The following is a 20,881-nucleotide window of genomic DNA, read 5'->3' on the forward strand; positions in this document are numbered from 1 at the left end:
AAATTCGTACTTTGCAAAACTAAACAATATAATTTATGAAACGTTTTTGCCGTTATATTCTAGTGGTTTTAATATTTGCATTTTCGAATGTTTATGGCCAAGAAATAACTGGAATCGTTTTAGACAATTCAAGTAAAGAACCTCTAATCGGAGTTAATATCATTCTTAATGAAAATGGCGTTGCTTCTTCTGATGTAAATGGTAATTTTATGATTAAAACATCTGAAGGTATTCATAAGTTAACATTTAAGTTTATAGGTTATAAAGATCAAGTTATAAACCTAAATCTTTCTACTGGCGAAAATAAAGAAGTGGTGGTAGAGATGAGTGAAGATGCTAAACTAATCGAAACTGTTGTTGTTTCAGCAGGAAAGTTTGAACAACGTATAGAAGAAACAACCGTTTCCATAGAAGTTATTAAGTCGCAACTGATTGCAAACAAAAACACCACTAATATTCAAACTGCTATAGATCAAGTACCTGGTGTTAATATTACTGATGGTCAGGCTAATATACGTGGTGGTAGTGGCTGGAGCTATGGCGCAGGAACCCGAGTACAAGTATTGGTCGATGATATGCCTCTTATCTCTGGCGATGCAGGACAGGCGCAATGGAGTTTAATATCTACTGAAAATATTAATCAAGTAGAAATTATTAAAGGAGCATCATCTGCATTATATGGCTCTTCAGCTCTTAATGGGGTTATCAACATCAGGACAGCATATCCAACGGATAAACCAGAAACAAAAATAAACTTACATTATGGCTATTATGATGATGCTAAACGGCAAAGTTTAAACTGGTGGGGTGAAAGAAATCAGAAGATCTATGGTATGGATTTTCTTCACAAACAAAAAATAGGAAACTTTGATTTGGTATTTGGCGGTTTTCTTCTTGAAGATGAGGGTTATAGGTATAAAGAAATAACTTCAAGACAAAGAGTAAATTTTAATACCCGATACAGAAACCAAAAGATAGAGGGCTTATCCTACGGAGTAAATGCTAATTTTTTATTTAACAAAACAGCTTCTGCCTTAATATGGGAAAGCTATGAGTCCGCTTATATAGCTTTAGATAGTTCTGTTACTAAAACAAGTGGCGATGTGCATAATATTGACCCCTACATTACTTATGTGAATCCTAGAAATGGAGATAAACATAATATCCGAACAAGGTACATGAAAGTTATTAATGATAACGAAACTAAAAATGACCCTGACGGACAAGACAATAAATCCACCACTTATTACACCGAATATCAATATCAAAAACACATTGAGCCTATAGGCTTAAATTGGACAACAGGACTAATGAATGAGTATGTAGATGCTGTTGCAGAGTTATTCAATGGCACCAATTACAGACTCAACAATGCCATCTTCACTCAGTTGGATAAAAAGTTAGGTTCAAAAATCAATTTATCATTTGGTGCTAGGTACGAGCAGTTCAAGCTACAGACAAGTGAATATTATGAAATGACAAATGGAGACACCATAAACTCATTCAAGGCGGCAAAGCCTGTTTTCAGAGCAGGTATCAATTATCAATTGGCAGAAGGCACTTTTTTAAGATCATCATGGGGGCAAGGATACCGCTTCCCGAGTATTGCTGAATTGTTTATAGAAACAGAAGTAACTAGCGGTATTTATGTTTATCAAAATCCACAGCTAAAACCTGAATCTGGTTGGAGCTCAGAATTAGCTTTAAAACAAGGATTTAAGCTGGGTAATTGGGGTGGCTATTTGGATATTGCAGGCTTCATAATGGAATACGAAAATATGATGGAGTTTAGCTTTGGTCAGTGGGAACAAACAACTAGTAACAGCTTGGGTTTAGGTTTCAAATCCATAAATATTGGTGACACCAGAATTTCAGGTCTTGAACTCTCTTTAAGTGCAGGAGGTAAAATAGGTAAAAATGAACTTTTCCTACTAGCAGGATATACCTATATTGATGCCATTCCTTTAAATCCTGAAATTCCATATGGTGAAGATGCTAATGGCAACGAACTCAATTATTATAATACGAGTTCATTAGATTCCAATACCTTATTTTTAAAGTATCGTCACAAACATGTAGCTAAGTTAGATGCTGAATACAAAATGGGCAAATGGTCGTTTGGCTCTAGTTTAAGATACAATAGTTTTATGCTCAATGTGGACAATATATTTGTTTCTTCCTTCTTTGAAACTATAGTGCCAGGCATTCCGCAATCTAGAGAAAATTTATCCGATGGCGATTTTATCGTTGATAGTAGAATTATCTGCCAATTGAGCGATGCCGCATCAGTATCACTAATTATAAACAACCTATTCAATAGAGAATATCAAACGCGCCCCTCAAATATGATGGCACCGAGAACCATATCTCTCAAATTTGGAGTTGCTTTATGACAATAATAGGAATCATACCAGCTCGATATAATTCGACACGTTTGCCGGGCAAACCACTAGCAGATATTCTAGGAAAAAGTATGATACGCCGAGTTTATGAAAGAGCCCAACTGTCCAAGTTAGATAAAATAGTAGTTGCCACTGACGACCAACGTATTGTTGATGAAGTCAAGTCTTTTGGTGGCGAGGCAATAATGACCTCAAGCCAACATATTAGTGGCACAGATAGGTGCTTAGAAGTACTATTATCGCTGACTGAAAAATACGACGCAGTGGTTAATATTCAAGGCGATGAGCCCTTCATTGAACCCAAGCAAATTAATCAACTAATTGATGCTTTTACCAACCAAAACATTGAGATAGCAACTCTAGCTAAAAGCATTGAAAATGAAGAAATATTAGTCAACACGAGCAAACCAAAAGTAAATTTTGATGCTAATGGTGTTGCTATTTCCTTTGATAGGCTTATAAATTCCCCTTTTCAGAAAGGTGCCTTTTTTAAACATATTGGCATTTATGCTTACCGATCTGATATTTTAGAAAAGGTATGTAAGCTAAAGCCGTCTTCTCTAGAAATTGAACACAAACTAGAACAGTGGAGGTGGTTAGAAAATGGTTATAAGCTATCGGTTTTAGAAACTCCATTTGAATCCCATTCTGTGGATACTCCAGCAGATTTGAAAAAAATTATTGAAAGATTTGGGGACAGTTGCTGATTTTGATACTTTAGCAAAACGATGAAGATAAAAATTAACAAGCACATTTCATTCCTTTTGTGTGAGCACAATTGTGTAGTCATTCCAGACTTTGGTGGCTTTGTTGCCAACTATGAGTCGGCACGTATTGACAGCCAATCACACCTTATGTACGCTCCCAAAAAGACCATTGTTTTTAATAAAAGTTTACAAAACAATGACGGACTACTGGTGAATGAAATAGCTTCTTGTGAAGGCTTGACTTTCAAACAAGCTAAAAAAGAATTGGATAAGTATGTAATCGATTTGAAGGAGTCTTTACAGCTTTATAAAAAAGTTTTCATCGATGAAGTAGGTACTTTATTGCATACTTCTGAAGACAAAATATTGTTTGTTCAGTCTAACTCACGCAATCATTTGTTAGATAGTTTTGGACTAACGACATTACAATACCCTGCTATTGAACGTACATCTGTTCAAGAACGATTTGAAGAAAAAATCAAGCACATTGACAAGAAACATTTACCAAGCAACAAAAAGCCTTGGTTGAAAGCAGCGGCAGTTCTTCTCCCTCTTTTAATGGTTAGTGCATTGGGTATTTCCAATAAAGAAAAGATACAAACAACTTACGCTAATCTTTCTCCTTTTTCTTCATCATCTACAGAAGTTGTAGAGACGGTCAAGACGTATAGCATAGCTTCTTTTGATATTGAAAGCCCTACTAATGAAATTGAAGAGGCTGTGATATCATTCTATCAAGCAAAGGAGAATATCGCTAGTCCTGTATCGATTGAGTTGGACAAGCATTTTATTATTGCAGGTGCATTTTCGTCAGAGAAAAACGCTCAGAAAATGATAGATAGATTGAAGGGTGCAAACTTTGGCAATTCTAAAATCGTCAATCAAAGTAGTTCAGGGCTTTACAGAGTATGCTACGATGGTTTTGTAAATTCTTCTGACGCTCTAATTGCACTTCGAAAAATTAAAAGAACCAATTCTTCAGCTTGGCTTTTATCACTAAATTAAAACAATGTCATCCAAAACACCTTTACAAAGTTTAGCCACTCTTACCGAGATGGTACTTCCTAACGATACCAACAATTTAGATAACCTAATGGGTGGTCGTCTTTTGCATTGGATGGATATTGCAGCCGCTATTTCTGCACACCGTCATTGTGGGCGAATTGTAGTTACTGCATCGGTAAATAATGTATCTTTTGAAAAGCCTATCCCAAGGGGTAGCATTGTCACTTTAGAAGCTAAAGTATCGAGAGCATTCAAGTCGTCTATGGAGGTATTTGTAGATGTATGGATGGAAAATCAAGCCACCAAAGGGCGACAAAAATGTAACGAAGCTATCTATACTTTTGTAGCCGTTGACCAATTGGGTAATCCTATTTCTGTACCTTCTATTAGTGCTGAGTCTGATTTAGAAAAAGAGCGTTTTGAAGGAGCCTTACGCAGACGCCAATTGAGTTTAATTCTTGCAGGTAGGTTGAAGCCTGAGGATGCCACAGAGCTAAAAGCACTGTTTACTTAATAGGACTGAAATCTATTTCTGTCATACACTTGAAATGTCCACGTGGGCATTTGGCATAGCCTATCTTGGAACAAGGACGACATCCTAATTCTTTATTCTCCACCATTACCGATTCAGGATCAGGAAGATAAGGCACCATGCCAAAAGCTGGTGCGGTATTACCCCACACCGAATATATTTTCTTTTTAAGGGCTGCAGAAATATGCATCATGCCCGTATCGTGAGAAACTACAAAGTCCGCCCCTTTGACCAATAAAGCCGATTGGGTTAAAGACAGTTTGCCACAAGCGTTTAAACCTTGAGAAGTCGCTAGTATTATTTCTTCTCCTCTATCTTTATCTTCAGGACCGCCCACCAAAACAAAAGGACGATTGAGCTGATGACACAATTCAATAAGTTTATAGGTCGGTAATATTTTTGTGGCGTGTTGCCCACCAATTACGACAGCCACAAATGGCTGTTTCAATTGGAACTCTTCTGGCAAGATTTCTGACTCTGGAAGAAAAAAGTCTAGTCCTTGCATATCGTTTTTTACCCCCAAATGCTCTATGGTCGCCACATTTCTATCCACCATATGAATAGGTGGCATAATGTTCCATTTAAAAGTCGTTAGCAAAAACTTTTTAATATTCAATTTATTGACACTTGTAGAAGGCACATTCAAAGCCCGTTTCACTTTCAGAGTACGCAGGTTGTGGTGTAAATCTATTATGAGGTCAAATTTTTCTTTTTTCAACGGCTCGTTGCCTTCTTCATAATGATGGATAGTATCAATATAAGGGTTGTGCGATAGCCAAGAAGAAAAATTCGTTTTGGTCAGAAAGTGAACCTCAGCATTGAGTTGTGTTTTTAATATTCTTACTACTGGCGAAGTCAGCACAATATCGCCGATAGAACTCAAGCGAATAACTAATATTTTCATCGATTTTGACACCGTTCAAAGCTAAAGAAATTATCCTAATTTTGCCCCAATGAACCTTATAGATACACATACCCATTTATTTTCTTCACAGTTTGACGAGGACAGAAATGCTGTCGTGCAAAAAGCTATTGATAATGGCGTAAGCAAAATGCTACTACCCAACATCAGTAGTGAAACCATTGAAGCTATGCATCAATTATGCCAAGATTTTCCAGAGCATTGCTACCCTATGATGGGCTTACACCCTTGCGATGTGAAGGATGATTATTTGAAAGAATTGGAAATTGTGAAAGCTCAACTTGACAAAGGTAAATATGTAGCGGTAGGCGAAATTGGTATTGATTTGTATTGGGACAAAAGCACTTTAGACATTCAAAAAAAGGCTTTTCGTCAGCAATTGATATGGGCTAAGGAATACGATTTGCCAGTAGCCATACATATACGAGAAAGTTTTGATGAAATATTTGAGGTCATAGAAGAAGTTAATGACGAAAAGTTGCGAGGTGTTTTTCATTGTTTTACAGGCACCAAAGAACAAGGACTAAGAGCTATTGATATGGGTTTTATGTTAGGTATAGGTGGAGTGGTTACCTTTAAAAATAGTGGCTTAGACCAAACCCTATCAGGCTTACCTTTAGCGCAACTCATTTTAGAAACCGATAGCCCTTACCTTGCCCCTACGCCACACCGAGGTCAGCGCAACGAAAGTGCATTCATTCCGCTAATGGCACAAAAATTAGCCGATATTTATGAAATGGATATTGAAGAGGTAGCAAGGATAACCACACAAAACGCTAAAACACTTTTTAAGTTATGAATTTTACAGATTCCGTACTACTAATATATACAGGAGGTACGATTGGCATGTACAAGACTCCTGAAGGGAGCTTAAAACCTTTCGATTTAGAAACCCTAAGCCAACAAATTCCTGAGCTCAACACTTTTGACATTGACATCAAGGCTATCAGCATTGACCAACCGATAGACTCGTCCAATATGTCCAAAGAGGTATGGGTACAACTAGCGCAGCTCATTGAAAAAGAGTACAATAATTACAATGGCTTTGTTATTCTGCACGGTTCAGACACCATGGCATATACTGCCTCAGCACTGAGTTTTATGCTCGAAAATTTGAATAAACCCGTTATACTAACAGGTGCGCAATTGCCTATAGGTGTACGCCGAACGGACGCTAAAGAAAACATTATTACCTCTATAGAAATTGCAGCCCAAGGAAGTATACCAGAGGTATGTGTTTATTTCGAATACCACCTTATGCGAGGGAACCGCTGTACCAAAGCCAATGCCGAACACTTCGAGGCTTTCAAAAGTCCCAACTTCATTAACCTTGCCGAGGCAGGTTTAAAGATAAAATACAGTCCCATAAGCTACGACCATACCAATAAAGATTTGACCTTGCACAGCAAACTATCTGACGAGGTTGTGATCTTGAAGTTATTTCCGAGCATGAAAAAAGAATATGTAGAATCCATACTAGACTTGCCATACAAGGGTATTATTTTAGAAACCTTTGGAGCAGGTAATGCCACTACTTCGGAATGGTTTTTGGAAAGTATAAAAAAAGCCATTGTTGAGGGGAAAATTATGTTGAATGTGAGCCAGTGTCAGTCGGGCAGTGTTAGCCAGGGGCTATACGAGACCAGCTCTAAGCTAGAACAGATAGGCGTTGTTAGTGGCAAGGACATGACCACCGAAGCCGCACTAACCAAGCTCATGTATTTGTTGGGCAGCGACTACTCCAACACAAAAATTAAAGAATACCTTCAAATTTCTTTGAGGGGAGAACTCAGCAATTAAAAAGCATTTAGTAGATTTGCCAACCCTATTGGAAAGGTGGCCGAGTGGCTTAAGGCGCACGCTTGGAAAGCGTGTATACAGCAATGTATCGGGGGTTCGAATCCCTTCCTTTCCGCAATAGACAAAAGCACCCCAAAGGGTGTTTTTTCTGTTTAAAGACCTTAAATAGAGTGGCAGGAGCAAGGATGCTCGCGCCAACAAAGGTTGTTTGTTATTACAACAATACAACTTACTCAAGATTTAATTTTCCAGTGCATTTTTTTAAACTATTAATTTGTGTAAATTTGCGATGACTTTAAAAAAAACACAATTTAAAACTAACATTGAAATGAAAAATCTATTAGCTCTTTTTATGCTGACTATTTCCCTAACCTTAGGGCTAAGTCAAGTATCCTATGCTATTACACAAGAAGAAGGTGAAGCAACAACACAAGTAGAAGACACTACAGCTGTTGAAGAAGAAGTAGTTGAAACTGCTCCTGCTGTTGAAAAGCCAAGTGCTGTTGTTGAAGAAAGCCCTTCTTTCCACCAAGTAATCAAACAAAAATTTATTGAAGGTGGTCCATCTTTTATGGGTATCGTTCTATTGTGTCTTATCTTAGGATTAGCACTTTGTATAGAAAGAATCATCTATTTAAACAAAGCAACAACTAATGCTGATGCTTTATTATCAGACATCGAAGGGGCTTTATCTTCTGGCAATGTAGATAACGCTAAAGAGATTTGCAGAAATACTGCTGGTCCTGTTGCAAGTATTTTCTACCAAGGTTTAGACCGTTCTGGTGAAGGTATTGACGTGGTTGAAAAATCAGTTGTGGCTTACGGAAGTGTACAGATGGGACTTTTAGAAAGAGGTCTTTCTTGGATTTCATTATTCATCGCACTAGCACCAATGCTTGGTTTCATGGGTACTGTAATTGGTATGATTGGCGCATTCGACGCTATTGAAGCGGCTGGTGATATTTCTCCATCATTAGTAGCTGGAGGTATTAAAGTAGCACTTTTAACAACCGTATTCGGTCTTATCGTAGCAATGATATTGCAAATCTTTTACAACTACATCGTTGCAAAAATCGATAGCATCGTGAACACTATGGAAGATGCTTCTATCTCATTTGTAGATATTTTAGTAAAAAATAAAATCAAGTAATATGTCAGATTTTTTAATCAATGGCGGATTGATTCTAACCTACATTATGATAGCTGTGGCGGCCTTAGCTGCTATCGTCTATCCCCTAATGTTTTTGGCCAAGAATCCATCCAAAGGAAAAAATGCGCTGATGGGTATAGGCGGATTGCTGTTTATAACAGTAATATCCTACGTACTAGCATCAGGCGATATTATGACTTTCCCTGGTTCTGAAAAGTTCGGCATGACGGAAGCATCTACTAAGCGAGTGGGTATGGGCTTAATTGTCTTTTACATCCTTTCTTTAGGTGCTATTGCTGCAGTTCTCTTTGCTGAATTGGGTAAACTATTTAAAAAGTAAATTATGGCAAGAAGAGCAAAAGGTGCATCGGAAATCAATGCAGGCTCTATGGCAGATATAGCGTTCTTACTGCTTATCTTCTTCCTAGTAACAACTACTATGGATGTAGATACTGGTTTGGCACGTAAACTACCTCCAATGCCTGAAGAAGATGTTATTCAAGATGATTCTCAAATCAAAGCTAAAAACATCTATGTGGTATTGATAAATTCTAACAACCAACTTTTGGTAGAAAACGAGTTTATGGATATCTCACAGCTTCGTGCTGGTGCTAAAGCATTTATCAATAATAATGGTCGTGACCCTGAATCTTCAGACAACCCACAAAAAGCCATTATTTCTCTTCAAAACGATAGAGGGACAGCTTACGAAACCTACATTCAGGTACAAAACGAATTGGCTGCCGCCTACAGAGAATTAAGAGATAATAAATCTATGCAGAAATTTGGTGTGATGTATAGCGACTTGACTAAGACACAACAGAAAGAGATAAGAAAGGAATACCCTCAAAAAATCTCTGAAGCAGAACCCAAAAATATAGGAAAGTAATATGTCTAAATTCAAAAAAGATACGAGTAAAGATACTCCCGGTATATCAACAGCATCATTGCCAGATATCGTATTTATGTTGTTGTTCTTCTTTATGGTAACTACCGTAATGCGTGAAACAACGATTATGGTACAGCAAAGTTTGCCACAGGCAACAGAAATTCAGAAACTGGAAAAGAAGTCCTTAGTAAGCTACATCTATATCGGTAGCCCGGTAGAGAGAATGCAAGCTACCTATGGTACTAAAGCTCGTATTCAACTCAACGATGCTTTTGCTACCGTTGATGATATTCCACAGTATATTACCTCAGAACGTGCTGCTCGTGATGAAAAAGAAGTGCCATTTATGACCACCTCTATCAAAGCCGATCAGAATACAAAAATGGGCGTAGTAACAGACGTAAAACAAGAGCTTCGTAAAGCTAACGCTTTGAAGATTAACTATTCTACAAGAAAGAAAATACAGTAAGGATTGTATTTATTTTTTAAAGTCAAAGGCCCGTTTTTTAACGGGTCTTTTTTTTGCTCTAATCACTAGAAGATATAGCTTTGAGTAAATACATAAACATCGCAAGTCCTAATAAAGCAAAGACGAGCATAGTGAACTGCCCATCAGCAGTGCCTATCGTTTCTATATCTTTAGAGATACTGCGTTGAGCGATGAAGTAAGTCAAAATAACGGCTCCTGCGTTATTGACAAAGTGAGCTAGGATAGGTAGCCATATAGAGCCGCTCCAATAGAATAAGTAGCCCAACAATCCGCCAATAAGAAAACGAGGGATAAAACCTAAAAACTGCAAGTGCATCGCACTAAATAAAAAAGCCGTTATCCAGATGCTAAGGTGTATCTTTCCACTTCTAGAAAATAGCTCTTTCTGTATTACTCCTCGAAACAAAAGCTCCTCGCCTAATGCTGGAATAACACCGATGATGACTATATTTATCCATAAATCCCAAGTAGTATCAACCTGTAAAAAGGCTTCCGTTATTTTCATGGCTTGACTTTCTGCCGAACGCATCCAAGCCTCAACATCGGACAAAAAAGAGGGTAAATGCAAACCCTCGTTCCATAACGCTAAGGCATTGATTAATGGAAAAGCAAAAACCATAATACCAACCGTCAATACGAATTGCTGACGACTAATGGACATGAAATTTAGAGATTTGTTAGTTAAATAAGCAAACAAAAAAGGCGGTAAAATGAATATGCCAATAGAACTGAAAGCCTGTAAAAATTTTAGAGATTGTATAGTTGCCTTATTTTCAAAATCGCTTAACGAAGGCGCATCAATGATACCAACACCTAACATTCCTAGAGCATAACAAAAAATAAAACTCACAAAGAGTAACATGAATAGGATAAATAATTGCTTTAGCGGGGCGTAATCTTGATAAATGCCTCTTAGATTCATATCGAATAATAAAATGGTTAGTTTTGCAAAAATGAGTGTAAAGATAGGTAATATCGATTTAGGAGAATTTCCATTGCTGTTAGCACCGATGGAAGATGTCAGTGATCCCCCTTTTCGTGCGCTGTGCAAACGCCACGGAGCTGATGTCATGTACACTGAGTTTATCTCTTCGGAAGGTCTAATACGAGATGCTGTAAAGAGCACTCAAAAGCTAGATTTCTTCGACTATGAGCGTCCACTAGCTATTCAAATTTTCGGACACGATATAGAGTCTATGAAGCAAACGACTAGAATATGCGAGAAGGTCAACCCTGACTTCATAGATATCAATTACGGCTGCCCTGTTAAGAAAGTAACCTGCAAAGGTGCAGGTTCTGGAATACTTAAAGACATACCTAAAATGGTGGCTATGACTAAAGAGATTGTTAACTCTACTCATCTGCCCGTAACCGTTAAAACACGATTGGGCTGGGACGATAATAGCAAACACATTGTTGAAATTGCCGAACGCCTACAAGATGTTGGCATTCAAGCTATAGCTATTCATGGTCGTACACGTAAGCAGATGTACAAAGGTGAAGCCGATTGGAGCTTAATTGCCGATGTAAAAAACAACCCACGCATGCACATTCCTGTATTCGGAAATGGCGATGTAGACAGCCCTCAAACGGCAAAAATGAAAAAAGAAAAATATGGTGTTGATGGTATAATGATAGGCCGAGCATCTATTGGTTACCCTTGGATATTCAACGAAATAAAACACTTTCTAAAAACAGGACAAGAACTGCCTAAGCCTACTATGAAAGAACGCATAGAAGTATGTAAAGAGCATTTGGAATTTTCCTTAAAATGGAAAGGTCCAATCTTAGGCGTTGTAGAAACAAGGCGACACTACACCAATTATTTTAAACATATTCCCAATTTTAAAGAATACAGAATGCGACTAGTGACGGCACAACAGCCAGAAGAACTTTTTGAGATTCTTAGCGAAATAGAACGTACATTTGGTGAATATGAATTTGTTTAAACCACAATCCATTTTTATTGTTATGGTAGGAGTTACCTTATTTTTCTCCTCATGCAAAGAAGAAGAAGGCTGTACAGATTTACTAGCCCTAAATTACAACTTAAATGCTGTAAAGGATAATGGTTCATGTAAGTATTTGAGTGAAAATTTTATAGGGATATATTCCATTAATGATAGCATTACTGGTGGCATGATACCTAATGAATGGGGAGCAGAACGAAACTACACGATGGAAATCGTTCAAAATGAAGATAATCCTAGTCAAATTATAATCAGGAATTGGGCAAAAGTTCACACTTATACTGACAACCCCACAGCAGACTATACACAAGTTTCCGCTCAAATTGATGGAGACAGTTTGTTTGTCGAATTTCAAGAAATTATTAATACCGATGGCTATAAAGCTCACAATAGCAGTGGTAAAATAATAGGAGATTCCATTTTTTACGATTTTGAATACGAAAACTTTTTTGGGGAAATGTTTTGGGGAACAGCTAATGGCATTAAAATAGAATGAAAGAAACACGCATCAATAAATATTTAAGTGAAGTAGGCTATTGCTCCAGACGAGCGGCAGACAAACTCATCGAGCAAGGACGCATTACAATCAATGGTGAAGTACCGCTTATGGGGACTAAAGTAGTCGAAGGCGACAAGGTATGTGTCGATGGAAAAGCTGTAGTTAAAAATGAGGAAGCTCCAGTTTATATAGCTCTTAACAAGCCAACAGGTATTGTGTGCACCACCGACACACGAGTAGAAAAAGACAACATTATTGACTTTCTCAAATACCCCAAACGCATTTTTCCAATCGGCAGACTTGACAAAGCCAGTGAAGGCCTAATCCTTATGACTAACGATGGGGATATCGTCAATAAAATATTACGTGCCAGAAATAATCACGAAAAAGAATACATCGTTCATGTCAATAAAGTCATTGACGATCAGTTTGTAAAAAAGATGAGTCAAGGTATTCCTATTTTGGATACCGTTACCAGACCATGTAAGGTGAAAAAGATTGCCGATTACCGATTTAAAATCATTCTGACTCAAGGGCTAAATAGACAAATACGTCGAATGTGTGAATACTTAGGCTATCATGTGGTAAGGCTTAAGCGCATCCGTATTATGAATATTCATTTGGACTTAGAAATAGGACAACACCGTGATTTGACAAAAGAAGAGTTGAAAGAACTGAATCGCTTAATTGCTCCTTCCTCAAAAACTTATTGATGACTAAAAAAAGCGTTTGACCAATTGTCTTGAAGGGATAAGACTAGCAATACACCCAATTCCAAAAACGGTAATCAGTACCAATACTATATCCCAAGGCTCTATCACAACAGGATAACTATTTACCACAAAAGAACCATTACCCATTTTTAGCAATCCGAATTGTATTTGTAGCCAAGCAATAAATAAGCCTAAAAGTAATCCTGATATAGCGCCAACGGCAGTCGTCAGAAGCCCTTCAAATAAAAAGATCCGCTTAACGACTTGAGGCGATGCACCAAGATGAAAAAGTAATTTAATATCGTTTTTCTTTTCTATCATTAGCATCGTCAAAGCACCAATTATATTGAAGGTAGCAATGATGAGGATAAAACTCAAAATGATAAATACCGCCAATTTTTCCGAGTTCAATATTTTGTATAAAAAAGCGTGTTGTTCGTATTTACTTTTCACACTATATGAATCTCCCAATAAGCTTTGCAAATCGGTTTGAACGCTTTGAATTTGAGCATCTTCACAAAGGATTTCTAAAGATGAAGATGAAAGGCTATCTCTATTTAGCGCCTCTCTAACAAAAGCGATATTGGTAAGCACATATTCCGCATCAAAATCAGCTTGAATAGCAAATACACCAACAGGTAGAATACTTTTTTGAATGAATGAATTTTCAGGGCGCAATAGATTCTTTTTCTCTCTGTCGGGAACATAGACTTGTAATTGATCAAAAACATTCCCTACACTCATAGAAAGGTAATAGGCTACACCTTGCCCTACCACTGCCGTATTTTGAGCTTCATAAACATCCAAATAGTCGCCAGAGATGAGCATGCTATCAATAGCGTTAATACCTTTGAAATTAGAATCAACCCCTTTTAAAGTAGCGATATATTCCTTGTCTTGATAACGTAACAAGACCTTTTCTTCTAACACCTCTGAATACAGAATTGAATGCTCATCAAGATAATTTTTAGCTTCTTCAAAAGCTGATACTTTACCCTCAACAACACTCACTTTTATAGGGGGGTCAAAAGAATTATACAACGATAGTATCAGCTTCTCAAAACCATTAAACACCGATAAAACCAATATCAAAGCTGCCGTTCCGATAGCCACACCAATCATAGAGGCTAAACTCACAAAATGGACTACATTCTTGGATTTCTTAGCGAACAAATAGCGCTTGGCGATATAAAAGGCAACTTTCAATATCTATTTTAATAAGTCATCAATTTGTTGTGAATAATCGACAGAATCGTCAAGGAAAAATTTTAACTCGGGAACTTTACGCATTTGATTGCGAATACGTTCGCCCAATTTTTTGCGAATAGCATAAGACTGTTGGTTTATTCTTTTGAGTAATGCTTCTTTCTCTTCTGTGCCAAAGACACTAATATATACTCTAGCCACTGATAAATCTGGAGAAATTCGCACTACTGTTACAGACACCAAAGATGTGCCTATTATATCCCTGCCTTTAAGCTGTAAAATCTCTGACAAATCTTTCAATAGTTGTCTAGAAACTTTCTTCTGTCTTGTACTTTCCATAGAACAAAGATAAATTTTTAGAACCTTAAAAAGAGCAATTTAAATACATTTGCACTATGAAGGATTTTTTAAGGGTGTTGCGATTTGCTAAACCGTACTGGATTTATGCTGTGTTTAATATTGTATTTAACATCCTTACAGTGCTGTTTTCTTTGGTATCTATAACGATGATTATTCCTTTTTTGGGCTTACTCTTTGGCACACAAGAAAAAGTATATCAAGCACCGCCACTAGGCTTTAGCACAACTTCTATTAAAGAAAACTTCTATCTTCAAATTACTCAAATCATAGAAAGCAGAGGGCAAATAGATGCTTTGCTATTTATTTGTGGGTTGGTATTGGTCATGTTCCTTTTTCGAAACCTATTTCGATACTTAGCCTTATTTTTTCTAACACCTATTCGTAATGGTGTTGTGCGTGATATGAGAGACGCTTTACATAAGAAGGTTTTGAATTTGCCCCTTGGCTACTATACCGAAAAAAGAAAAGGCGATATCATTGCTCGTATGACTACAGACTTGGTGGAGATTGAATGGTCCATAATGAGTTCTTTAGAAATGATTTTCAAAGACCCTTTAAATATCATTATTTTCTTGGCTAGTTTAGTCTTCATAAGCCCAGAACTAACGGTATTCGTTATTGTATTATTTCCTATTGCTGGATTCCTCATTGCTCGTATTGGCAAAAGTTTAAAGAAATCGTCTGAAGAAGGGCAAAGTAAAATGGGTGAAATACTTTCCAACATAGAAGAAAACATCGGTGGCTTACGTATCATTAAAGCATTTCGAGCGGAACAAATCATACAAAAACAGTTTGAAAAAAATAGCGATAGCTACCGAGCTACGATGACTAAGCTATTGCGTAAAAAAGACTTATCCTCACCCATGAGTGAGTTTTTAAGTACCGTAGTTTTAGTATGTGTCATGTGGTTTGGCGGTCAACTGGTGTTGGGTGTTGAAAACAGTCTTTCGCCAGAAGCTTTCATTGGCTATATTGCTATCTTCTCACAAATTATTCCTCCTGCCAAATCCTTTACTACGGCCTTTTATTATATCCAAAAAGGAAGTGCCTCATCTAAAAGAGTAATGGATATATTAGATACTGAAAACAGCATTAAAGAACCTGTAATTGCTAAAGGCAAAACTTTTACTGAACAGCTGACATTTAAAAATGTCTCCTTTCAGTACGATACACAGGCTGTCTTAAAAGATATTAGTTTTGATATTCAAAAAGGGCAAACTATAGCTTTGGTAGGTGAGTCGGGTAGCGGAAAATCGACCATAGCCGACTTATTGGCTCGATTCTATGATATTGAAAAAGGCCAAATACTAATTGACGATATCAATATCAAAGATTTTAAACTCTCCGATTTAAGAGGCCTCATGGGGATTGTTTCTCAAGAGTCAATACTGTTCAACGATAGCGTATTCAATAACATTACCTTAGGCAATGAAAACGCCAATATGGACGAGGTCATAGCAGCAGCTAAAGCCGCTAATGCACACGAATTCATTTTGGAGATGAACGAAGGCTACAACAGTAACGTGGGTGAAGGTGGTGGCAAATTATCTGGTGGACAAAAACAACGATTGAGCATTGCTAGAGCTATCTACAAAAACCCTCCTATCCTCATTTTAGATGAAGCAACCTCAGCGTTAGACACTCAGTCTGAAAAGTTGGTGCAAGAGGCATTAAGCCAACTCATGAAAAATCGCACATCTATAGTCATTGCCCACCGATTGTCAACCATACAAAATGCTGATCATATTCTGGTATTGAAAGATGGAGAAATCGTAGAGCAAGGAACCAACCAAGAACTCATAAAAAAAGAAGGTGTTTACAAACGTCTTAAAGACTACCAAAACCTGAGTTAATTTTTTAGCTTTTCTTCGTATATTTGAAACTCTTAACAGTTCAACAAATGATACGATTATTTTTCATCCTATGCCTCAGCTTTAGCCTTGCTTTTGCAGATTCTGGCGATACTACTTTTGTACAAGTACACGATAATGTCGATATGACATCGCACGGTCATTATAAAGAATGGGGAGAGTTTCCCAATGACGCTAACTACCGAAAGGTACTCATGCACTTCGACATGGGATGCGCTTCAACAGGCTGTAGCGGCTGGGATTATGATGTGCATATTTTACTAAGAAATAGAACTAGCAAGTACGATTCTAATCTGGTATTTTCACCAAGTTTTAGTCTAGATGGTTCAAGTCCGGATAGTATTTCTTTCAGCTATACCCCCACCTATGTTAATGCTTGGGATAGCATTAGTGGAGGTACGGCTATCGCCAATGACACACTAGTGCTGGTTTGGTATCAAGATGAAAACGTACCCTTTTTAGCAACAGACACACAGTATGTATATGCCGCTAACTATTACAACATAACTTTTGATAGTGCTGGAGCAGTTATTGATTCTGTATGGGTAGCTGCTGATACAACGCTTTATTTGAGCAATACTGACACCTACAATGTATTTGAAATTATAGAAGATTTTGAATTAGGTAGAGCCATTACTCCTTATGGCACCTATATGAACCCTGCCAATAACAGTTATGGTACTAACGGTTACGATGAAAACTGGAAACACCGATTTACTTACGATGTGACGGACTTCCAACACCTACTTAAAGATTCAGTAGAGATTGACGCTTTTTATTCGGGTTGGAGCAGTGGCTTTAGTGTAACCCTTAACTTTGAGTTTATTGAAGGAACACCTCCACGAACTCCCCTCAGTCTAACCAATGTATATAAGAATGGTGCTGCTGGCTATGGCTACACTAACTCTGCCGACTTTGAAAACAACCAAATGCCTGAAGTAAAAGTTGCAACTTCTGAATATGCTCATAGCTTTAAATTACAATTTGTACCAACAGGGCATGGTGCTGCAGGCGAATTTACTTCTGGAGTTAGCTACACCGCTAAAGTTAATGGTTCAATTGTTGGTGGAGAAAACATTTGGAAAGACGATTGCGGATTTAACGCTATATGGCCACAAGGCGGAACTTGGATTTTTGACCGTGCCAATTGGTGTCCGGGTGAAGCTGTACCTATCTTCAATCACGAAATAACACCATACATTATCGCTGGTGATTCAGCCTTAATGGACATCAATTTTAGCAGCTATAATCCTACAAATTCTGCTACCTATTCGTGTGCTGTTCATTTCTTTCAATATAAAGAACCGAACTTCGTACTAGATGCCGAAGTGATAGATATTATTAGTCCCTCACTAAAAGACCAGTATTCGAGAATAAACCCTATATGCTCTAATCCTGTTATAAAAATCAGAAACTCTGGTACTGAAGAATTAACCGAATTGACTATTCAATATGGTGTTAAAGGCGGAACGATGCAAAGTCAGCAATGGACAGGAAACCTTAAATTCATGCAAGAAGAAGAAGTGACATTAGGCGAAATGATAAACGATGGAACTGAAAATATTTTTGAAGTAAGTATTTCTTCACCTAACGGCAATACCGATATGCATAACGACAATGACTTTATGGCGTCGGCTTTTGAAGATGTTCCGGTTTATAAAAATCAATTTTTAGTGCGCTTAAAGACCAATAATTATGGCTCAGAAAACTCTTGGAAAATAGAAAATAGTCAAGGTGAAATTGTTTACTCTAAAGACAATTTTGTTAGTAATACATTAAACGCCGATACCGTAATTTTAGGCAACGGTTGTTTCAAATTTACTCTTGAAGATACAGGTGGCGATGGCTTAGACTTTTGGTATTGGGATGCTTTGTATAACGAGGGAGAAATAGATCAGCCTGACGGATCAGGATTTATCAACTTCATGTACTACGATACCATTTCAGTATTTAAAACATTCCATAAAGATTTTGGCTCGAGAATAGTTCATTCGTTTAGAGTTGAAAACGCAACCCCTATTGACAAGCATTCTATGAATAGTTTTGAAGTTTATCCAACCCTCACCCATGATTATGTAAACGTTAAATCTCCAGCTTCAACTTATGAAAAAAACATCCAATTGTTAGATGTAAAAGGGCGATTGCTATTAGAAAAAAAATGGCTAGGGGAAACGGAAGAAATGCAAATTGACTTAACTCCTTTTTCTAATGGCATTTACTTCATCAAACTCAAGGTTGCTGACTCATTACAAACAGAAAAAATAATATTTAACAAATATTAAAATTAACATTAGTCTTTTTTGATATTTTTGTTTTGATGAAAAACCCCTCCTATTGCAATAGTCAAGTTCAGTATTCTCGTTTTCGAACTAAAGAAGTTATGGTTGGTAATGTCTGTGTTGGTGGCGACAATCCTATACGAGTACAGTCCATGACTACAACAGATACAATGGATACACAGGCCACCGTTGAGCAAAGCATACGCATGATAGAAGCCGGTTGTGAAATAGTCCGCATTACCGCCCCTAGCAAAAAAGACGCCGAAAATCTACAAAATATAAAAGATGAACTCAGAGCTAGAGGCTACGATACACCTTTAGTGGCTGATATTCATTTTACACCAAACGCTGCTGAAATTGCTGCTCGAATTGTTGAGAAAGTTAGAGTAAATCCAGGCAATTATGCCGATAAGAAAAAGTTTGAAGAAATAGAATACACCGATGATACTTATCAGCAAGAATTAGAACGTATCAGAGAGCGTTTTCTTCCCCTTGTTCGTATTTGCAAAGAAGAAGGTACCGCTATGCGCATAGGGACTAATCACGGTTCTTTGTCGGATAGAATACTGAGCCGATATGGCGATACGCCTTTGGGGATGGTAGAATCTGCTTTGGAGTTTTTACGCATTTGTAGGGAAGAAGATTTCCACGAAATTATCTTATCCATGAAAGCCAGTAATACGCAAGTCATGGTACAAGCCTACCGATTACTCATCGTAAAGATGAAAGAAGAAGGCATGAATTATCCTTTGCATTTGGGCGTTACTGAAGCAGGTGAGGGTGAAGACGGCCGTATCAAATCAGCAGTAGGTATAGGCACACTGTTGGAAGATGGCATAGGCGATACCGTTAGAGTTTCTCTTACTGAAGAGCCCGAATTTGAAATTCCTGTAGCTCGAGACTTGGTAGACCGTTACCAAGATAGAATAAAGCATAAAGCTATTGCTGAGGTAGAGCAAAACCCCATTGATAGCTACAACTACCAAAGAAGAAAAAGCACCTCAGTACTTAACATTGGCGACAAGCAAGTTCCTATTGTGATGGCAGACTTTTCTTTGAAGAAAAACATTACACCAGCCAGTTTCTTTGCCTTGGGTTATCGTTATTCGGTACCTACCGACAAGTGGAACATTGGCGATATGGCTTGCGATTACGTCTTTTTGGGGGGTGAAGAAATAGACTTTGACATACCGGGGACTTTAGGCGTCATTTACCATTACGATACTTGGCTGCAACATCAAGAAAAAGAAAGAGTTTATCCTTTTTTAACGTCCAAACAATATTTGGAAGTAGATGTTTTTTCGGAAACAATGAACCTCGTTTATGCCTGTTTGGAAGACCTCAACACCACACTAATAGACCAGCTAAAAAACGATAGCACGGCTGTTTTGCTTATCGACAGTTGGAATGCACATGCTATGGCAGAACAAAGGCGACTATTCATGGAATTGATAAATGCCGATTGTCAAGTACCTGTCATTATAGGTCGTGCTTATAGCGAGTTGACAGAAGAAAAACTACAGCTTCATGCCGCAACAGATATGGGTGCCTTATTGCTAGATGGCCTAGGCGATGGCATATTCATAGCTGCCGAAAATTGTGGATCTGATCAAAATGTGAATCAGACAGCCTTTGGCATACTTCAAGCCACACGAACACGTATCTCTAAAACAGAATACATCTCTTGTCCATCTTGCGGACGTACCCTATTCGACTTACAAGAAACCACCGCCAAAATACGTGCCAAAACCAACCACCTTAAAGGGGTAAAAATTGGTATTATGGGCTGTATCGTTAATGGTCCTGGTGAAATGGCAGATGCAGACTACGGATATGTAGGGACTGGTGTAGGAAAAATAACACTCTACAAAGAAAGAGAAGTGGTACAACGCAACATCCCTGAAGAACAAGCTGTAGATGCTCTGATAGACCTTATCAAAAACTATGGCGATTGGGTAGAAGCAAAAAGTGATTAAAATTTTATAAATTTGTTTCACAACTTAAAGCCCAATGAATTATTTACCCTTTTATCCATTTCCACACCTTTTATTTCGCTTTTGTATTGATAGACTTTTTAAACTTTTGT

The 20,881-nt window shown here is 37.7% G+C and carries 20 protein-coding genes and 1 tRNA gene; 17 read left to right on the top strand and 4 right to left on the bottom strand.

Annotated features, from left to right (window positions below):
• Positions 1-35: 35 nt before the first annotated feature.
• From P8I29_01665 to P8I29_01680, 4 genes are read left to right on the top strand one after another with little or no spacing between them, the layout of a single operon-like run.
• Positions 36-2,393 carry a TonB-dependent receptor gene (locus P8I29_01665; protein MDG1916504.1) on the top strand — a complete coding sequence of 786 codons (2,358 nt, stop codon included), beginning with the start codon at positions 36-38 and terminating at the stop codon, positions 2,391-2,393.
• Complete coding sequence (gene kdsB / locus P8I29_01670) at positions 2,390-3,109, top strand: 3-deoxy-manno-octulosonate cytidylyltransferase (protein ID MDG1916505.1); 720 nt, start codon at positions 2,390-2,392, stop codon at positions 3,107-3,109. The genes P8I29_01665 and kdsB overlap by 4 nt, the downstream gene beginning before the upstream one ends.
• 21 nt (positions 3,110-3,130) lie before the next feature.
• A complete protein-coding gene (locus tag P8I29_01675) occupies positions 3,131-4,114 on the top strand; it encodes an SPOR domain-containing protein (GenBank protein ID MDG1916506.1) in 984 nt (327 codons plus the stop codon).
• A 4-nt stretch (positions 4,115-4,118) separates the two neighbouring features.
• The gene (locus P8I29_01680) at positions 4,119-4,628 is read left to right on the top strand and encodes an acyl-CoA thioesterase (protein MDG1916507.1); all 510 of its coding nucleotides are present in this window, start codon (positions 4,119-4,121) and stop codon (positions 4,626-4,628) included.
• Here the strand turns inward: P8I29_01680 and P8I29_01685 are convergent.
• Positions 4,621-5,550 (bottom strand): glycosyltransferase family 9 protein, encoded by a 930-nt coding sequence (locus P8I29_01685; protein MDG1916508.1) that lies wholly within the window; start codon positions 5,548-5,550, stop codon positions 4,621-4,623. The genes P8I29_01680 and P8I29_01685 overlap by 8 nt on opposite strands.
• 49 nt (positions 5,551-5,599) lie before the next feature.
• On the opposite strand from P8I29_01685, the gene P8I29_01690 reads away from it, so the two are divergent.
• From P8I29_01690 to P8I29_01720, 7 genes are all read left to right on the top strand, one after another.
• A complete protein-coding gene (locus tag P8I29_01690) occupies positions 5,600-6,367 on the top strand; it encodes a TatD family hydrolase (GenBank protein MDG1916509.1) in 768 nt (255 codons plus the stop codon).
• Entirely contained in the window at positions 6,364-7,368 is a 1,005-nt protein-coding gene (locus tag P8I29_01695; GenBank protein ID MDG1916510.1) for an asparaginase, read from the top strand. Before P8I29_01690 ends, P8I29_01695 begins: the two co-directional genes overlap by 4 nt.
• A gap of 30 nt (positions 7,369-7,398) precedes the next feature.
• A tRNA-Ser gene (locus tag P8I29_01700) sits at positions 7,399-7,483 on the top strand.
• Between the two features lie 213 nt (positions 7,484-7,696).
• Entirely contained in the window at positions 7,697-8,518 is an 822-nt protein-coding gene (locus tag P8I29_01705) for a MotA/TolQ/ExbB proton channel family protein (protein ID MDG1916511.1), read from the top strand.
• 1 nt (position 8,519) lies between these two features.
• On the top strand, positions 8,520-8,858 hold the full coding sequence (locus P8I29_01710; protein MDG1916512.1) for a hypothetical protein: 339 nt from the start codon (positions 8,520-8,522) through the stop codon (positions 8,856-8,858).
• A gap of 3 nt (positions 8,859-8,861) precedes the next feature.
• On the top strand, positions 8,862-9,407 hold the full coding sequence (locus P8I29_01715; GenBank protein ID MDG1916513.1) for a biopolymer transporter ExbD: 546 nt from the start codon (positions 8,862-8,864) through the stop codon (positions 9,405-9,407).
• Between the two features lies 1 nt (position 9,408).
• Positions 9,409-9,876 (top strand): biopolymer transporter ExbD, encoded by a 468-nt coding sequence (locus tag P8I29_01720; protein MDG1916514.1) that lies wholly within the window; start codon positions 9,409-9,411, stop codon positions 9,874-9,876.
• Positions 9,877-9,934: 58 nt separating this feature from the next.
• Here the strand turns inward: P8I29_01720 and P8I29_01725 are convergent, their stop codons facing one another.
• Positions 9,935-10,819 (bottom strand): CPBP family intramembrane metalloprotease, encoded by an 885-nt coding sequence (locus P8I29_01725; protein ID MDG1916515.1) that lies wholly within the window; start codon positions 10,817-10,819, stop codon positions 9,935-9,937.
• A gap of 31 nt (positions 10,820-10,850) precedes the next feature.
• On the opposite strand from P8I29_01725, the gene dusB reads away from it, so the two are divergent.
• Genes dusB through rluF form a run of 3 tightly spaced genes read left to right on the top strand, consistent with a single transcriptional unit; the run spans position 10,851 to position 13,079 of the window.
• Positions 10,851-11,846 (top strand): tRNA dihydrouridine synthase DusB, encoded by a 996-nt coding sequence (gene dusB / locus P8I29_01730; protein MDG1916516.1) that lies wholly within the window; start codon positions 10,851-10,853, stop codon positions 11,844-11,846.
• Positions 11,833-12,363: a hypothetical protein gene (locus tag P8I29_01735; GenBank protein MDG1916517.1), complete on the top strand. Its 531-nt coding sequence runs from the start codon at positions 11,833-11,835 to the stop codon at positions 12,361-12,363. The genes dusB and P8I29_01735 overlap by 14 nt, the downstream gene beginning before the upstream one ends.
• The gene (gene rluF, locus P8I29_01740; GenBank protein MDG1916518.1) at positions 12,360-13,079 is read left to right on the top strand and encodes a 23S rRNA pseudouridine(2604) synthase RluF; all 720 of its coding nucleotides are present in this window, start codon (positions 12,360-12,362) and stop codon (positions 13,077-13,079) included. Before P8I29_01735 ends, rluF begins: the two co-directional genes overlap by 4 nt.
• A gap of 3 nt (positions 13,080-13,082) precedes the next feature.
• Here the strand turns inward: rluF and P8I29_01745 are convergent, their stop codons facing one another.
• Together P8I29_01745 and rbfA are read right to left on the bottom strand one after the other, a co-directional pair.
• On the bottom strand, positions 13,083-14,285 hold the full coding sequence (locus P8I29_01745) for an ABC transporter permease (GenBank protein ID MDG1916519.1): 1,203 nt from the start codon (positions 14,283-14,285) through the stop codon (positions 13,083-13,085).
• A gap of 3 nt (positions 14,286-14,288) precedes the next feature.
• Positions 14,289-14,624, bottom strand: a complete 336-nt coding sequence (gene rbfA / locus P8I29_01750; protein ID MDG1916520.1) for a 30S ribosome-binding factor RbfA — start codon at positions 14,622-14,624, stop codon at positions 14,289-14,291.
• Between the two features lie 56 nt (positions 14,625-14,680).
• Here rbfA and P8I29_01755 point away from each other — a divergent pair, with 56 nt between their 5' ends.
• From P8I29_01755 to ispG, 3 genes are read left to right on the top strand one after another with little or no spacing between them, the layout of a single operon-like run.
• Positions 14,681-16,498 (top strand): ABC transporter ATP-binding protein, encoded by a 1,818-nt coding sequence (locus tag P8I29_01755; protein ID MDG1916521.1) that lies wholly within the window; start codon positions 14,681-14,683, stop codon positions 16,496-16,498.
• A gap of 47 nt (positions 16,499-16,545) precedes the next feature.
• Positions 16,546-18,798 (top strand): peptide-N-glycosidase F-related protein, encoded by a 2,253-nt coding sequence (locus P8I29_01760; GenBank protein ID MDG1916522.1) that lies wholly within the window; start codon positions 16,546-16,548, stop codon positions 18,796-18,798.
• A 35-nt stretch (positions 18,799-18,833) separates the two neighbouring features.
• Entirely contained in the window at positions 18,834-20,771 is a 1,938-nt protein-coding gene (gene ispG / locus P8I29_01765) for a (E)-4-hydroxy-3-methylbut-2-enyl-diphosphate synthase (GenBank protein MDG1916523.1), read from the top strand.
• The last annotated feature ends 110 nt before the right edge of the window (positions 20,772-20,881 follow it).

The sequence above is a fragment of the Flavobacteriales bacterium genome (assembly GCA_029248105.1).
GTDB lineage: Bacteria > Bacteroidota > Bacteroidia > Flavobacteriales > UBA7312 > UBA8444.

Bases quoted from the DNA above. Each gene is read 5' to 3' on its own strand.
- P8I29_01665 (MDG1916504.1), top strand. From the start codon at position 36: ATGAAACGTTTTTGCCGTTATATTCTAGTGGTTTTAATATTTGCATTT.
- kdsB (MDG1916505.1), top strand. From the start codon at position 2,390: ATGACAATAATAGGAATCATACCAGCTCGATATAATTCGACACGTTTG.
- P8I29_01675 (MDG1916506.1), top strand. From the start codon at position 3,131: ATGAAGATAAAAATTAACAAGCACATTTCATTCCTTTTGTGTGAGCAC.
- P8I29_01680 (MDG1916507.1), top strand. From the start codon at position 4,119: ATGTCATCCAAAACACCTTTACAAAGTTTAGCCACTCTTACCGAGATG.
- P8I29_01685 (MDG1916508.1), bottom strand. From the start codon at position 5,550: ATGAAAATATTAGTTATTCGCTTGAGTTCTATCGGCGATATTGTGCTG.
- P8I29_01690 (MDG1916509.1), top strand. From the start codon at position 5,600: ATGAACCTTATAGATACACATACCCATTTATTTTCTTCACAGTTTGAC.
- P8I29_01695 (MDG1916510.1), top strand. From the start codon at position 6,364: ATGAATTTTACAGATTCCGTACTACTAATATATACAGGAGGTACGATT.
- P8I29_01705 (MDG1916511.1), top strand. From the start codon at position 7,697: ATGAAAAATCTATTAGCTCTTTTTATGCTGACTATTTCCCTAACCTTA.
- P8I29_01710 (MDG1916512.1), top strand. From the start codon at position 8,520: ATGTCAGATTTTTTAATCAATGGCGGATTGATTCTAACCTACATTATG.
- P8I29_01715 (MDG1916513.1), top strand. From the start codon at position 8,862: ATGGCAAGAAGAGCAAAAGGTGCATCGGAAATCAATGCAGGCTCTATG.
- P8I29_01720 (MDG1916514.1), top strand. From the start codon at position 9,409: ATGTCTAAATTCAAAAAAGATACGAGTAAAGATACTCCCGGTATATCA.
- P8I29_01725 (MDG1916515.1), bottom strand. From the start codon at position 10,819: ATGAATCTAAGAGGCATTTATCAAGATTACGCCCCGCTAAAGCAATTA.
- dusB (MDG1916516.1), top strand. From the start codon at position 10,851: ATGAGTGTAAAGATAGGTAATATCGATTTAGGAGAATTTCCATTGCTG.
- P8I29_01735 (MDG1916517.1), top strand. From the start codon at position 11,833: ATGAATTTGTTTAAACCACAATCCATTTTTATTGTTATGGTAGGAGTT.
- rluF (MDG1916518.1), top strand. From the start codon at position 12,360: ATGAAAGAAACACGCATCAATAAATATTTAAGTGAAGTAGGCTATTGC.
- rbfA (MDG1916520.1), bottom strand. From the start codon at position 14,624: ATGGAAAGTACAAGACAGAAGAAAGTTTCTAGACAACTATTGAAAGAT.
- P8I29_01755 (MDG1916521.1), top strand. From the start codon at position 14,681: ATGAAGGATTTTTTAAGGGTGTTGCGATTTGCTAAACCGTACTGGATT.
- P8I29_01760 (MDG1916522.1), top strand. From the start codon at position 16,546: ATGATACGATTATTTTTCATCCTATGCCTCAGCTTTAGCCTTGCTTTT.
- ispG (MDG1916523.1), top strand. From the start codon at position 18,834: ATGAAAAACCCCTCCTATTGCAATAGTCAAGTTCAGTATTCTCGTTTT.